The sequence below is a fragment of the Paraglaciecola sp. genome, from assembly GCF_039942875.1.
Classification (GTDB): domain Bacteria; phylum Pseudomonadota; class Gammaproteobacteria; order Enterobacterales; family Alteromonadaceae; genus Paraglaciecola.
Window position 1 is genome coordinate 320,486 of the sequence record NZ_JBDVBQ010000024.1, and the last position, 14,976, is coordinate 335,461.

Consider the following 14,976-nt stretch of genomic DNA (forward strand, 5'->3'; position numbering starts at 1 on the left):
CTGTTAAATTTGTCAAAGCACAGCACCCTAGGTTAACCCGTTAATAATAAACCTGGAGGTTGATTTGGCTAACTCTGCCCTTTTAGTACTTGAAGATGGCTCTGTCTTTAAAGGTACTGCAATTGGAGCTTCTGGTGTATCCGTGGGTGAGGTTGTATTCAATACCTCAATGACAGGTTATCAAGAAATTTTAACCGACCCTTCTTACGCTGAACAAATTGTCACCTTAACTTATCCCCATATCGGTAATACCGGTATCAATCAAGAAGATTGTGAATCCAATAAGATATGGGCCAAAGGCCTGATAATTCGTGATTTACCATTAATTGTTAGTAATTTTCGTAGTGAAAAAAGCCTTTCTGAATACTTAGATGAAAATAACATTCTGGGTATAGCTGATATCGATACCCGTAGGTTAACCCGCATATTACGTGATAAAGGCGCTCAAAATGGCTGTATTATAGCTAGTAGCACGCTAGATACCGTAGAGCTTGATGAAGCGATGGCTTTAGCAAAAGCAAAAGAGTTTGCCGGACTTAAAGGAATGGACTTAGCTAAAGAAGTAACCTGCGACGAGTCATATCAGTGGACAGATGGAAGTTGGGTATTAGGCGAAGGCTTTGTTAATGACCAAGAGCGTACTGATTTTCATGTAGTGGCATACGATTATGGTGTTAAACGGAACATTCTAAGAATGTTATCTGACCGTGGTTGTAGACTAACGGTAGTTCCAGCAAAAACCACAGCTGAAGAAGTACTCGCACTAAAGCCAGATGGTGTGTTTTTATCAAATGGCCCAGGTGATCCAGAACCATGTGACTATGCAATAGACGCTATTGCTACATTATTAGAAACCAACATTCCAATTTTTGGAATTTGTTTAGGCCATCAATTATTGGCTCTAGCTAGCGGCGCTAAAACTATAAAGATGAAATTTGGCCATCATGGTGCTAATCATCCAGTAAAAGATATAAAAGGCAATAGAGTGATGATCACCAGTCAAAACCACGGTTTTGCTGTTGATGAAACAGACTTACCTGCTCACCTTGAGGTGACACATGTGTCTTTGTTTGATCAATCTTTACAGGGCATACACCGCACTGATAAGCCTGCGTTTAGTTTTCAGGGACACCCAGAAGCTAGCCCAGGGCCTCACGATGCAGCACCTTTGTTTGATCATTTTATTGAGTTGATGCAGCAAGCTAAATAGCACGCCATATTAACAGCACAAAATTTTATAGAGTAATTAGTGACATGCCAAAACGTACCGACTTAAAAAGCATTCTGATACTAGGGGCTGGGCCAATTGTAATAGGCCAAGCTTGTGAATTTGACTATTCAGGGGCCCAAGCCTGTAAAGCGCTTAGGGAAGAAGGTTACCGAGTAATCTTAGTTAACTCGAACCCTGCAACTATAATGACAGACCCTGAAATGGCTGATGCCACTTACATTGAGCCAATTCATTGGGAAGTGGTTAGAAAAATCATTGAAAAGGAACGTCCTGACGCGGTGTTACCGACTATGGGTGGGCAAACCGCTCTTAACTGTGCATTAGATTTAAACAAGCACGGAGTATTGAAAGAGTTTGGTGTTGAAATGATAGGTGCCACGGCTGATGCAATTGATAAAGCAGAAGACCGTGAACGTTTCGACAAAGCTATGAAGTCGATTGGGCTTGAGTGTCCTCGTGCAGAAATTGCACACACAATTGATGAAGCCTTTGACGTTAGTACCCGTATTGGGTTCCCTTGTATTATTCGTCCGTCTTTCACTATGGGGGGATCTGGCGGTGGTATCGCTTACAACAAGCAAGAGTTTAAAGAAATTTGTACCCGTGGTTTAGATCTGTCTCCTACATCAGAATTATTAATTGATGAGTCATTGATAGGCTGGAAAGAATACGAAATGGAAGTGGTCAGAGATAAAGCAGATAACTGCATTATCGTTTGTACCATTGAAAACTTTGACCCAATGGGTGTTCACACAGGCGACTCTATTACGGTTGCTCCTGCCCAAACTTTAACAGACAAAGAATTCCAAATTATGCGTAATGCAGCGATTGCTGTGTTGCGTGAAATAGGCGTAGAAACTGGCGGTTCAAACGTACAGTTTGGTGTAGACCCTAAAACAGGTCGCTTGGTTATTATAGAGATGAACCCTAGAGTGTCACGTTCATCAGCATTAGCGTCAAAGGCAACGGGCTTCCCTATTGCTAAAGTGGCTGCAAAACTCGCTATAGGTTACACCCTAGATGAATTAGCAAATGACATAACAGGCGGGTTAACGCCTGCTTCATTTGAGCCGACCATTGATTATGTTGTGACTAAAATACCACGCTTTAACTTCGAAAAATTTGCCGGTGCTAATGATCGCTTAACCACACAGATGAAATCTGTGGGTGAAGTGATGTCAATTGGTCGTAACCAACAAGAATCACTACAAAAAGCACTGCGTGGTCTAGAAGTTGGCGTGAATGGTTTAGATTCAATCATCGATATTACTTCTCCTGACGCTAAAAATATTATCGTCCGCGAATTGCGTGAACCAGGCGCTGAACGAATTTGGTACATAGCAGATGCCATACGTATGGGCATGTCAGTTGATGAGATATTCACCCTTACTAATGTTGATAGATGGTACTTAGTTCAAATTGAAGAACTCATTATTCTAGAGCAAAAGCTAACAGAGATTGGGTTGTCTGCCATTGATAGTAAACTTATGACAACGCTTAAACGTAAAGGGTTTGCTGACTCACGTATCGCAGAATTAACAGGTGTTGATGAAGTTGACGTGCGCGAAGTGCGTCGTGGCTTTGATATTCATCCTGTGTACAAGCGAGTCGATACTTGTGCGGCTGAGTTTTCATCTGATACCGCTTACATGTACTCAACTTACGATGAAGAGTGCGAAGCTAATCCTTCAGATAAAGATAAAATAATGGTGATCGGGGGCGGTCCAAATAGGATTGGTCAAGGTATCGAATTCGATTACTGCTGTGTTCATGCTGCATTGGCTATGCGTGAAGACGGTTACGAAACCATTATGGTTAACTGTAATCCTGAAACCGTTTCAACAGATTACGACACATCAGACCGTTTATATTTTGAGTCAGTGACTTTAGAAGACGTGCTAGAAATTGTACGTATTGAGAAACCTGTTGGCGTAATAGTACAATATGGTGGCCAAACACCTCTTAAATTAGCTAGAGACCTAGAAGCAGCAGGTGTACCTATTATCGGTACGTCACCGGATGCCATAGATAAGGCTGAAGACCGTGAACGCTTCCAAAAAATGGTTAATAAACTAAATCTTAAGCAACCTGCCAACGCTACGGTTAGCAATATGGAACAAGCGTTAGTCGCCGCTGAAAAAATTGGCTTTCCATTAGTGGTACGCCCTTCTTATGTGTTGGGTGGCCGAGCAATGGAAATTGTTTATGACCTCAATGACCTGAAACGTTACCTTAACAATGCGGTTAAAGTGTCAAATGATTCCCCTGTATTGTTAGACCGTTTCTTAGACGATGCTATCGAAGTGGATGTTGACGCCATTAGTGATGGTAAAGATGTGATTATCGGCGGCATCATGGAGCACATTGAGCAAGCAGGAGTTCACTCTGGTGATTCAGCCTGTTCGTTACCTTCTTATTCTTTGAGTAGTGATATTCAAGATGTGATGCGTCAGCAGGTTAAAGCAATGGCTTTGGAGTTAGGTGTTGTTGGCCTAATGAATACTCAGTTTGCCGTTAAAGATGGCCAAGTGTATTTGATTGAGGTTAACCCAAGAGCAGCCCGTACGGTTCCATTTGTATCAAAAGCGACGGGTATTCCATTAGCTAAAATCGGAGCTCGTGCTATGGCTGGGCAATCTCTGGAATCTCAAGGTATTACTAAAGAAATTATTCCACCATTTTACTCTGTAAAAGAAGTGGTGTTACCGTTCGCCAAATTCCAAGGTGTAGATCCTTTACTTGGGCCAGAAATGCGTTCTACTGGCGAAGTAATGGGAGTGGGTGAGAGCTTTGAAGAAGCATACGCTAAAGCCAACCTTGGTGCTAGCCAGCCTATACCTACTGGTGGTAAAGCCCTTCTTTCGGTGCGTTTAAATGACCGTAATCGTGTTATTGAATTAGCGCAAATCATGATTGCTAAAGGGTTTGAGCTCGAAGCTACATCAGGGACTGCCAAGGTTTTAAATAATGTAGGTATAGCTTGCAGTGTGGTTAATAAACTTAGTGAAGGTCGTCCTAATATCGTTGATGCAATTAAGAATGGTGAGTATTGTTATATTGTGAATACCACAGAAGGACGTCAAGCTATTGATGATTCTGTTTATATTCGTAAAGAAGCGCTGCTAAATAAAGTGTCTTACACTACGACTATGAATGCTGCTTTTGCAACAGTCAATGCTAACAAAGCTGATGACAAAGCACGGGTAACCTCTGTGCAAGAGTTACATAAACGTATTCATTAACCCTCCCAAATAAGTCGGCTGAATGTTTAGTGTTGAAATTAAGCATTTAGCCCTTATTGTAGATATAGATTTATCTATTAAATAACAAAAATAAGAGAGTTGTTGATATGACCCAATATCCAATGACAGCGAAAGGCGCAGAATTACTGCGTGAAGAGTTGAAACATTTAAAATCCGTAAAAAGGCCCGAGATCGTTAAGTCGATTGCAGAAGCTCGTGAACACGGTGATCTAAAAGAAAATGCTGAATATCATGCCGCTCGTGAACAACAAAGTTTCTGTGAGGGGCGTATTCAAGATATTGAAGGCAAACTTTCTAATATTCAGATTATTGACGTTACTAAAATGCCAAATAATGGCAAAGTGATTTTTGGTACGACAGTCACCATTATTAACTTAGATACCGATGAAGAAATCACTTACCGAATAGTAGGGGAAGATGAAGCCGATATTAAAAATAACTTAATTTCTGTGGGTTCTCCTATTGCACGAGGTTTAATTGGCAAATCTCTTGATGATGTTGTCAATATTCAAACTCCTAAAGGAACGATAGAGTTCGAAATTTCAGAAGTTGAATATATTTAGTGTTTAGTGCTGCCTCTATAATTAATAAAAACGAAGCCTTGCGCTTCGTTTTTTAGTTTAAGCATGTGGTTATACTGCACCTAAATAAATGGCTAGAGGTTATGGCGTATCAGGAGCAGTTAAAAACATTTCGTGTTTTAAATTAGAGAATTGCCTTAGATCTAATGTTGATTTAACTAGTCCTTTACCGTTGAGTAACGATTTAACTAAGTATTTATTAAATAGGTTGTTGTTGTCATCGGCCAAATAGTCTTTAGGTGTGATCCACCTAGCGTCATCTATTTCTTGGGTATCTAGAATATTAATATCTTCTGATAATGGAGTTAATTTACATATTATGTAAATATTGGATTTACCAAAGCGGTATGGGTGAGTGCTAGCCATACCTAAAATTGTATCAAATGTTGAATTAATTCCAGTTTCTTCAAGTACTTCCCTAATCACTGCATCTTCTATTTTTTCACCTAACTCAATATGGCCTCCAGGGAGTTTATAATTTCTAGCGCCGTGCTCTTTAATTACCAGTATCTCACCGTATTTGTTTTGTACTAACCCTCCAGCTCCTAGCGAGTGAGTGGGAATAAAGGGTACAAAGTCTTGCGGATTAGTTTTAAATACTAATGTTACTTCTTCAGGTAAACAGTTGTGAAAAGTAAAGCCTTGGTCTGTCGAAATTGAAATTAAGTGCGATAAGTTAATAGGTAAGGTTAACCAAACAACAGCTTTATTCTGTTGTTTGGTATATCTTAAAAGAGCACTTAATTGGTTTGAGAATATCTCGCTGTTTTCAGGTATCCGGTCACTATTTATAATGACACCATTAAATTGGTTGTATTCAAACGCTAACAAAAACATCTCACTTATTTTAAGGTGAAAATAAACTGCCCCTTGGCATTGAGCTCACGACTGCATTCACCTGCAAAGTACAAATAATTGAGGTGAGCGAATGACTCCGCGATTGCGAAGAATATATTACGTGAGTTTAGCTTACGCTTAAATAACACTGGCAAACATTGTTCAATAGTTTTGCCTTGTTTACAAAAAGTTCTTAGATTGTTTAGGTGTTCATGATGGTGATTAATCAATTCATTGACTCTAGTGTGTAACCCATAAAATGGTTGTTTATGTGAGGGTAAAACCAAGCAATTTTCTGGCAACCGCATGAATTGAGGTAAGGTTTCAAGGTACTGTTGTAAGGAATTCGCATCTGGCTCGGTATTGTATACCCCAATATTAGGAGAAATCCCCGGAAGTATATGGTCGCCAGAAATTAAAATATTAGTGTTAGCATTATACAAGCAGACATGCTCCGGTGAGTGGCCTCTGCCAATATAAACCTGCCAGTTATTGTTACCTATCGCTAATGTATCTCCCTCCTTTAATCGCGCATATTGAAGGGGGATAGGCGTAATTACACGTCCAACACCGGTACTGTCTTTTTTATTTTTTTTAGCCGTTGCAATCTCATCTGTTGATATACCGCATCTAACTAAGTACTGCTCATCTTGCCAATCTGATGCTCCTCTTGCTCCTGCTGCGATAGCGCGCCCGACAAAGTATTCATCATGACTCATGTAAAAAGGCACTCGGAACTTTTCAACCAAATAACCCGCCATACCGATATGATCAGGGTGCATATGAGTCACGATCACTTTTGTAATAGGCTTATTTATAGTTTGCAGTAACTGCTCCCAGATATCAGTGGTTTGCTGGGTGCCTATACCCGTATCAATTAAAGCAAACCCTTCCTGTTCAGCTTGATTATCTTCAATTAGGTAAAGGTTAATATGATCTAAATCGAAAGGAAGGGGCATTCGTAACCAAAATATACCTGTGGCAACCTCTTGAAGTATCCCTGCTGCCGGTATTTTTTTATCAATAAAACTTAGTTCCATTGTACTCCTCTCCGGTTCGACCCCTTAAGGCTATGTATAATCGTTAATTGAGTCGCCATTAGAGCTGAAAAATCTCAACACTTCCAAGCACAATTATGTATTGATAAACATCATACTTTTTGATTAAGGGCTAGATATTGTAAAAATTACCTTTAAAAAGCCTTTAGAATTGATTGGATAATTAATTCAGTTCGTTTGAGTGAGTAGGTTGCCCCATCTTTTTAAACTTTGGGCACTGATAATTATTTGAATCTGTTTCATTTCTTAAATTTTTAATCTAAACCATAGTTTTTTCGGTATGTTTTCATATACCAAAAATGGTGTTTTGGGTCCACAAATTACCCATAAAGATAAATATAAGCCACCGCAAAAATTTTCTGAAAGTCTCTATCAAACATAGGTATTTGAAACGATACGCTAATATTTTGGACTGTAAATTATGTGTTTTACTTAAGTTATATAATGGTTAATAAATTGTAATGGTCTGTAAGTTGTTGTTTTTATTCTGTTTATAATTAATGTGATCTTTTGTATGTTTTATGTGTGTGGAGTTTTTTATTACTCTAATACTTTAGTATAGTTTTTCTATTTTACTGATTTATATGGATATTTTTCTCATTCAAAAGCTTTGTTTATGCATACCTATACTTTTTTGAGATAAATTTCTATGTTCAAATAGTTTCCGTTGATTAGGAACATACATAAGCCACAACGGCATAATAAAAATAACTTAACTTTCTAGTATCGGATGACTGAGTAGTTAATATCTAAAAATATTAGGGTATAAAAATGAATAAGAAAATCTTGGCTGCAGCACTACTAACAATTACTTCAAGTTCTGCTTTTGCAGCAAGTGAAACATTCCAAGCAACTGTAAATGCACTCTCAGATTCGAGTATTGCTAATACGACTGGATTACATTTTGGTGCGATGCAGCCTACTGCTGGTTCTGTTTGTACTATGGATGATGCTGGTGCGATATCAGGAGATTGTGATGCATCAAATGGTAATATTGCTATTGGTTTGGTTACTGTATCTGGCCTTACTGCAAACACGCCTTTAAATGTAACTGTGTCTGGTAGTGCAGGGTCTAACGTAACATTTGCTTCAGTGATTGATATTGATAACGCCACTGGAACTCATGACGCTATTGTTGATGCAACAACAACTGCTGTTGTAACTAATAGTACTGCAGATGATTTGGCTATTAATATTTATGGCTCTATGACTGTCGATACTGTGTTAACCCCTGGTGATACTTATACAGCTGACTACATTGTTGATGTTTCTTTTCAGTAAAAGTTAATCTACGAAAAAAGGCGGCATCTATGCCGCCTTCCGCTTATCTACAAATTCGTTTTTGAGTATATAGCAGGCTCTCGCCCATTATATATTTATGTTTTATTTTGGATTATCCGAGCAATGGTAAATTTCATTAAGATACTCACCCCATTAGTTTTATTCATACTTTCACTAAATGTTAATGCGAATGTCGCACTATCTAAACATCGTTTGTTTTTTGACAATAATACTCGTACTGAAGCTTTACAGCTTAGAAATACAGGCCCGGTTACCATGGAGTATAGTGCCGAGTTATCATTAGTTGAAATGACTGAGGAGGGGACACTACGTAAGATTGAAGCAGATCCATTCTCTGCAATAAAGCTGTTACGATTTTCACCCAAGCGAGGCACGATAGCACCCGGTGGTAGGCAGGCATTACGTTTTGCAGTTAGAAAACCTGCTAATTTACCAGTCGGAGAATACCGAGCTGTATTAAATCTTACTAGTACCTATAAAGGTGGAAGCCTAGGTAATGTCAACCTGAATACAAAGCTCGCATATAACGTTCCAGTCATCATTCGTCATGGTAGAACAGAGGCGACAAGTGAGCTTCTTGAGCCAAAACTTGTGATGCTTGAAGACGTACCACATATCGAGGTTTGGCAGAGTCTTGATGGGAATCGTTCATTATTTGGTAATTTTATTGCTACTGATAAAAATGGAAATGAAGTTGGGTTAGTTAATCACATAGCAGCTTATATGCCATTGAGTCGTCGTAAAGTTTTCATCCCGTTAACCAAAGAAGTATCTGGTTTGGTTACGATCAAATATAATGAAATAGCGGAATTTGGTGGCAGTATAGAGTCAACTACCACGCTTGATATCGAATAGCTTGGAGTGGTGCATTTCCCCAAAGTGTCTATTTTCGTTTATTGATGTTCGATAAAATTAAGCTGTTTTATCATCAAAATGTAAGTTTATTGGTGAGTTCGGATAAGTATGTTTGTTACTTATTTTTACTCATGATTTTTCTATGCCTGTTATCTCCTAAAGCAATGGCGATAGAGTGTAAAAAACTAGCAAACTGGCAACGAGTAGATATTAATGAAGATGCATTACTATTACCCGTACTTAGATTAAATGGTAGACCCATTTCAGCTAGTATTGATGTGTTTCCCCACAATGATCGATTCATGGTGCCCGTTTCGTCTCTAGAGTCGGTTTTTAAGTTAGGTTGGAGTATCGATATTGCTGCAGCCACCTTCAATTTTAACAATTCAAGTCAGCTTATTGATTTTTGTGATTTTGACATTGACCTAACAGAGCAAGACGATCCCCATGGGTATTTTTGGGCGAGAGATGATTTTGATATCTATATAGATCTTAGAGCCTTGGATACGATTTTAGGGGGGAGTTATGCTTTTAATTATGAATTACTCCACTTAAATATATTTAACGATAAGCCTTTTCCTGGCTTAAAAAATGAAGTTAACGTCACTGTGCCAACGTTCGAAGGACCAGCGGAAATGCAACCTTCTAGAAGGGTTGCCGATCAATATCATGTTATTTCTCCCCCTTTAATTCACTATAGGGTCAATGGTTCTCATGATTCAAGCTTAGGTACATCAAAGTTAAGTGGCAATTTAAACGGCTTTTTTGATTTATTTAAGCACGAAACTGAGCTGCGTATAAACGCTAATCAAGACACCAGTAATCAATACCTGCGGCTAAGTAAAAATTTAGATATCAGTGGCGCTGACCAATCCGTGAGCCTATTAAGATACGAATTAGGGGATATACAGTTACACAGTGATGAGCTTATCTATAGCTCCAAACAAGGTGCTGGCGTATCTATATTTAATTTCGATCCAAACTACTCCCGCTCATTTACAACTTCAACACTAGAGGAGGTTGTACTACCTGGTTGGAGAGTACAATTGTTTCGAAACGGACAATTTATAGCCGAGGTGTTTAGCGACGATGAAAATAGAGCCGTGTTTGAAAATGTTGATACATTTTATGGCAATAATTTGTTCGAGTTTAAATTGTATGGACCTGAAGGTCAGCAAGAAACCCGAACTCAAACCATCAATGTTGGCAATGAACAGCTATCTCCTGGCCGGTTTAACTATTTAGTAAATGTATCAGATGCAAGTAAGCGTTTTATTGATGAAGATAATGAAGAGAGCACATTTGACAAAAATGTTTCTGGATTAATTTCCTATGGATTAACTGGTAATACAACAATAGAAGCATCCGTTCATTCGTTGCAGGGAGCAGGACAAAAACAAAAATACCTATCTTCAGCTTTATATATGAATTTCTCAGCTGCAGCGTTCAAGAGTCAAGTTGTAAAGGATCTGAATGCCGGCGGTGCGATTTTTACTGGTATTAATACAAGCCTTTTTGATAATAGATTACGTGCGAACCTAAGTTATCGGATTTTTAATAACTTTGAAAGTGATGCTTATGCCGCTTCTCGTGACTTAAAATCAGAAACTCGTACGCGCTTTAATGGAAGGCTTGATTGGTTAAAAGGCGCTAGCTGGGGATTAAATTACTTGCATCGTAGCTATAATAACCAATCAGATGACAACGTATATTCAGTCAATTTTAATAAAAACCTACTAGGTGGGACATTTTCAACAACACTGAGTCGAAATGAAGGTATTGAAGATGAAACTTTAGGACAAACCCTTTATTGGTCCAAAAACTTTAATGGGTGGCAAATCTCTAACTCTATGTCTTGGTTACCTTTTGATGATCAAGAGGTGTTGAATTATTACTCTAATATTCGTTGGCCACAGCAATATAGTACTTACAATGAAAGTAGGATTGATTACAGGCCTTCAAGGGAACACAAATTTGAATTAAGGCACCAACTGAATTGGAGAAGAAAACAGTTTAATTTACAGTTTGGTACAACTGTAAATAATGGTGGTGAGTGGACAGTGAACATTGGTATCGCTGGGGATATCGAATACAACCCTTATGAAAAGGCCCTTGATTTTTACCAACCTAGGGGATCGAATACAGCTAATATAAGGGCTTTTGCTTTTTTAGATAATAATCGTAATTCAATTTTTGATAGTGATGATTCAGCATTAAATGCTGTGACTGTTTCTGGAAATCATGCATGGCGAGAGTTAAAAACCAATCAAATGGGGAACATTCAATTAGCAACGACAAAGCGTGAGCAAAGAATTTCAATAGATGACGCTAGTTTACCTGACCCATATATGTCTGCGATCGACGAAATGGTTTTGGTAAATACGCACAAGGGAGGCGTTAATACCGTTTCCTTACCTGTAGTGACCTTTAACGATATTGAAGGGGCTGTTTATAGAGTGAAAAATAATAATAGCCGAGGTGCATCCGATCTTAAAATACGCTTAATTAATCAAGATTTGGAGCTTATAGCTGAAACTATTTCAGAAGTAGATGGCTTTTTCTTTTTTACACAAATACCCCCTGGGCATTACCAGATTCAAGTCGACCCTGATTTCCTTACCCTAAATGAATTAACCATTTTAAATCTACCAAAAATTATTGAAGCTCCAAGTGAGGGAGATTCAGTGAGGATCAACGATCTCTTATTAGTTAATCTGGTTACAAGCGAGTTTGCTGAAATTGTTACATCAGAACAAAAAGAGTTGTACTTTGTTCAGCTTGGCGCCTTTAAGAAGTTTCGGTCAATTTATGAAGTGATTAAATATCTACCAACCGATGAGTTTAATTTAAAGATATTCCGTAATCATGAAACAGCCATGAGCCATGTTGCAATAGGTGGATTTAAAACAATCGATGAAGCAAAAAGAGCAATAAAGCGGATAACCCATATACAGCCACTTAAACATATTTTTATTACTAGAGGTGAGAGATATTATTCTTCAGGGTGGGATTTAGAGTTTCAACTGAATGATTTTAGTGATTATATAAATGCTTCTCATAAAAAAATAAAGTTAGCGGACCCTAAAATGCGTCTATGTCAGCTAGCATCCTATCGTTCAATGACCTCAATAAGGCAAGTTTTGTTTGATAATCAACCCAATGTACATATTGTCAGGCGTTTAGTTTCAGGTAAGCGTTTTTATACACTATTGGGAGATTTGAAAAAGGCATCTAAAAGTTGTGCATCTGAATTTCAGGGCCTAACTCCGGAATTGCCGATTGAAATTAGTATCAAGAAAATAGTGGCAAGCTTAGATGAGTCTTAAAGGCTATAAAAGTGTGTGGCGATTATTAAGCTATTAGAAGGTGAGGGGCAACCCAAAAAGCATGGCTTGGTACTAGCGATACTTTTTAAACCACAAAGCGACTAAAAATAATATTAAAGATAAGCTCCAAATAGTGATATTTCCAAATGAGCGGTACAAGGTGTAACCGGATACTTGCTTAATTTGGTCGCTAAGCACGGCCGCTTCAAATTGTGGTAATCGACTTTGGACTTCTCCGGTGTGATCGATAAAAGCAGTAATGCCATTATTGGTTGCACGTAATACTGGAAGACCAAATTCTTTTGCTCTGACTTGGGCAATTTCTAAGTGTTGGTCTGGTCCATGAGATGCACCAAACCAAGCGTCGTTACTAACGGTAACGATAAAATCTGTGTTGTGGTATAGGTTGGCAGATATCTGTGTTGGAAAAGCAATTTCAAAACAAATAGCGGGAGCAAAGTGATAGCCTTTTGCGAGTAAATTTTCTTGTTTATAAGCGCCTCGACTAAAAGAAGACATGGGCAAGTCAAAAATGGGGGCTAAGCCTCTTATCCAGTTTTCAAATGGAATGAATTCACCTATAGGGAGTAAATGATGCTTCGAAAACCTATTATTATGGAAATAGTAATAGTGACCTCTATTGAGATTTTCGTGTTCAGTTGAAGGAGTATTTTTTAGGCCGAGCCCAATTAAATTGTTGTAAGCTTCTCGGGTTTCGAAGTTGTAATTGACTATACCTGTTATTAAACCAGCCTGATTCTTAGCCGCCACTTGGTCAAGCTCTGCAAGGTACTCTTGTGCAATGGGCTCTAGTTTTGGAATGGCAGCCTCCGGCCAAATGATGACATCACTTTCCCAATATGTTGCTGTCATATTGCGATACTTTTCCATAGTGGGTTGGTCTTGTTCAGGAGTCCAACGCAGCTCTTGTTGGATATTACCTTGCACCATCGCAATATTAACAAGTTCACCCGTCGGTTTAGCCCATTGGTAGGTATTTAATACTGCTCCTGAAATAAGCATGACAGACAGTAATAACGTTAGTTGAAACCATTTTTTGTTAGGTATCCAAATGGCTATGCTGGCACAAAGCAGCACTACTATCGTGCTTACACCTATTTCGCCTATTACTGGCATCCACCCCGATAGTGGCCCAGTAAGCTGAGCATACCCTAAAGAAAGCCAAGGGAAACCGGTAAACAACCAGCCTCGTAGTGTTTCAAAAAACAACCAAATAAACGGTAAGGCCAATGGCCAGTATTTGAGATCAAAATATCTTTTTAATATTAAACTCGCTAAGGCAGGGTAAATAGCTAAATAACTACATAAAAGCAGCATTAAGGCAATGGAGGCGATTAAAGGAATACCTCCAAAGTCCGCAATACTAACGTGGACCCAACTAATACCCGCACCAAACCAGCCTAGCCCAAAGGCAAAGCCTAGTTTAAAAGCTTGGCTTTTTGGCACACTTGATAATAGGTAGATAAAGCTAGAATAGCCCAGTAACATTAGCCACCAAAGAGAAAAGGGGGCGTAACAAAAAGTTAAGCTAACACCAGATAGTAAAGCGAGAAACAACTTAACTTTTAAAGGCATTTGCTTAACTTTTGACAAGATGTTGTTGTTAGCCTTCATCTTCTGGCAAAGTAACTTTCAACTGCAGGAGTCTGCGTTTATCGGAGTTAGTTACTTTAAATTCAATGCCCTTAATAGTTACTTTTTCGTCTCTTTGTGGAAGGTGGCCAAAGGCTTTTAGAACAATACCGCCAATAGTGTCGGCATCTTCTTCATTAAAGTTAGTTTCAAAAAACTTATTGAAATCTTCTAACGTAGTCAATGCTTTTACTGAGTAAGTGTATTTATTAAGAGGGCGAATACCGTCGTAATCGTCTTCTTCTACGTCATGCTCATCTTCTATTTCACCAACAATGAGTTCTAGTATATCTTCTATGGTTACTAAACCTGATACGCCGCCGTATTCGTCGACAACAATCGCCATGTGGTAGCGTTTTTGCCTAAATTCTTTTAATAATACATCCACACGTTTACTTTCAGGAACAATCACCGCAGGACGTAATATATTCTTTAATTCAAACTCTTTGCCTGGGATAAATGCATATTCTAGCAAGTCTTTAGCGAGCAATATGCCTTCAATATGATCTTTATCTTCATTAATAACGGGAAAACGTGAGTGCGCCGACTCCAGTAATATGGGTAGGAACTCTTCCACATTTTGATCGATTTCTATGGTTCTCATTTGCGCGCGAGGGATCATGATGTCCCTTACTCGCATCTCACTGACTTCCATGACACCTTCGATCATTTCCTTGGTTTCAGGATTGATGACCTCGCGTTGCTCAGCTTCTGCTATGACGCCAAACAACTCTTCCTTATTTTGCGGCTCTCCCGTAAAGGTCTGGACTATTTTGTCTATCCAGCCTTTGTTGGCAGAACCGTTTGTAGACGGGGGATTATCTTCGCTCATGATCTCGTTATTTTGTGGTTTAGTAATTATATTAACAA

Annotated in this window: 10 protein-coding genes; 6 read left to right on the top strand and 4 right to left on the bottom strand. The window is 38.7% G+C overall.

All coding sequences use genetic code 11. The features are described 5' to 3' along the window. The first annotated feature begins 64 nt into the window (after positions 1–64). The 3 genes from carA (at position 65) to greA (ending at position 5,057) form a co-directional block, all read left to right on the top strand. Entirely contained in the window at positions 65–1,210 is a 1,146-nt protein-coding gene (gene carA, locus ABJE44_RS07940; RefSeq protein ID WP_348112509.1) for a glutamine-hydrolyzing carbamoyl-phosphate synthase small subunit, read from the top strand. Between the two features lie 44 nt (positions 1,211–1,254). Further along, a complete protein-coding gene (carB, locus tag ABJE44_RS07945) occupies positions 1,255–4,473 on the top strand; it encodes a carbamoyl-phosphate synthase large subunit (protein WP_348112511.1) in 3,219 nt (1,072 codons plus the stop codon). A gap of 107 nt (positions 4,474–4,580) precedes the next feature. Beyond that, on the top strand, positions 4,581–5,057 hold the full coding sequence (gene greA / locus ABJE44_RS07950) for a transcription elongation factor GreA (RefSeq protein ID WP_133468886.1): 477 nt from the start codon (positions 4,581–4,583) through the stop codon (positions 5,055–5,057). A 99-nt stretch (positions 5,058–5,156) separates the two neighbouring features. Here greA and ABJE44_RS07955 read toward each other — a convergent pair whose 3' ends face one another. After that, positions 5,157–5,912 carry an NUDIX domain-containing protein gene (locus tag ABJE44_RS07955; RefSeq protein WP_348112513.1) on the bottom strand — a complete coding sequence of 252 codons (756 nt, stop codon included), beginning with the start codon at positions 5,910–5,912 and terminating at the stop codon, positions 5,157–5,159. Positions 5,913–5,917: 5 nt separating this feature from the next. Then, entirely contained in the window at positions 5,918–6,952 is a 1,035-nt protein-coding gene (locus tag ABJE44_RS07960; protein ID WP_348112514.1) for an MBL fold metallo-hydrolase, read from the bottom strand. Between the two features lie 789 nt (positions 6,953–7,741). Between ABJE44_RS07960 and ABJE44_RS07965 the strand changes: the two genes are divergently transcribed. The 3 genes from ABJE44_RS07965 to ABJE44_RS07975 all read left to right on the top strand — a co-directional run bounded on the left by ABJE44_RS07965 (position 7,742) and on the right by ABJE44_RS07975 (position 12,453). Then, on the top strand, positions 7,742–8,251 hold the full coding sequence (locus ABJE44_RS07965; RefSeq protein WP_133468889.1) for a hypothetical protein: 510 nt from the start codon (positions 7,742–7,744) through the stop codon (positions 8,249–8,251). 123 nt (positions 8,252–8,374) lie between these two features. Further along, positions 8,375–9,127 (top strand): hypothetical protein, encoded by a 753-nt coding sequence (locus ABJE44_RS07970; RefSeq protein ID WP_348112515.1) that lies wholly within the window; start codon positions 8,375–8,377, stop codon positions 9,125–9,127. 92 nt (positions 9,128–9,219) lie between these two features. Further along, a complete protein-coding gene (locus ABJE44_RS07975) occupies positions 9,220–12,453 on the top strand; it encodes an SPOR domain-containing protein (protein ID WP_348112517.1) in 3,234 nt (1,077 codons plus the stop codon). A gap of 72 nt (positions 12,454–12,525) precedes the next feature. On the opposite strand, the gene lnt is transcribed toward ABJE44_RS07975, so the two are convergent. Both lnt and corC read right to left on the bottom strand, forming a co-directional pair. Further along, entirely contained in the window at positions 12,526–14,049 is a 1,524-nt protein-coding gene (lnt, locus tag ABJE44_RS07980; protein ID WP_348112519.1) for an apolipoprotein N-acyltransferase, read from the bottom strand. 28 nt (positions 14,050–14,077) lie between these two features. Beyond that, positions 14,078–14,938, bottom strand: coding sequence for a CNNM family magnesium/cobalt transport protein CorC (gene corC, locus ABJE44_RS07985; RefSeq protein WP_348112521.1), 861 nt, complete (start codon positions 14,936–14,938; stop codon positions 14,078–14,080). Positions 14,939–14,976 lie beyond the last annotated feature (38 nt).

Coding starts and splice junctions, on each gene's coding strand:
- ABJE44_RS07970 (WP_348112515.1), top strand. CDS start 8,375: ATGGTAAATTTCATTAAGATACTCACCCCATTAGTTTTATTCATACTT.
- ABJE44_RS07965 (WP_133468889.1), top strand. CDS start 7,742: ATGAATAAGAAAATCTTGGCTGCAGCACTACTAACAATTACTTCAAGT.
- greA (WP_133468886.1), top strand. CDS start 4,581: ATGACCCAATATCCAATGACAGCGAAAGGCGCAGAATTACTGCGTGAA.
- lnt (WP_348112519.1), bottom strand. CDS start 14,049: ATGCCTTTAAAAGTTAAGTTGTTTCTCGCTTTACTATCTGGTGTTAGC.
- ABJE44_RS07955 (WP_348112513.1), bottom strand. CDS start 5,912: ATGTTTTTGTTAGCGTTTGAATACAACCAATTTAATGGTGTCATTATA.
- corC (WP_348112521.1), bottom strand. CDS start 14,938: ATGAGCGAAGATAATCCCCCGTCTACAAACGGTTCTGCCAACAAAGGC.
- ABJE44_RS07960 (WP_348112514.1), bottom strand. CDS start 6,952: ATGGAACTAAGTTTTATTGATAAAAAAATACCGGCAGCAGGGATACTT.
- carB (WP_348112511.1), top strand. CDS start 1,255: ATGCCAAAACGTACCGACTTAAAAAGCATTCTGATACTAGGGGCTGGG.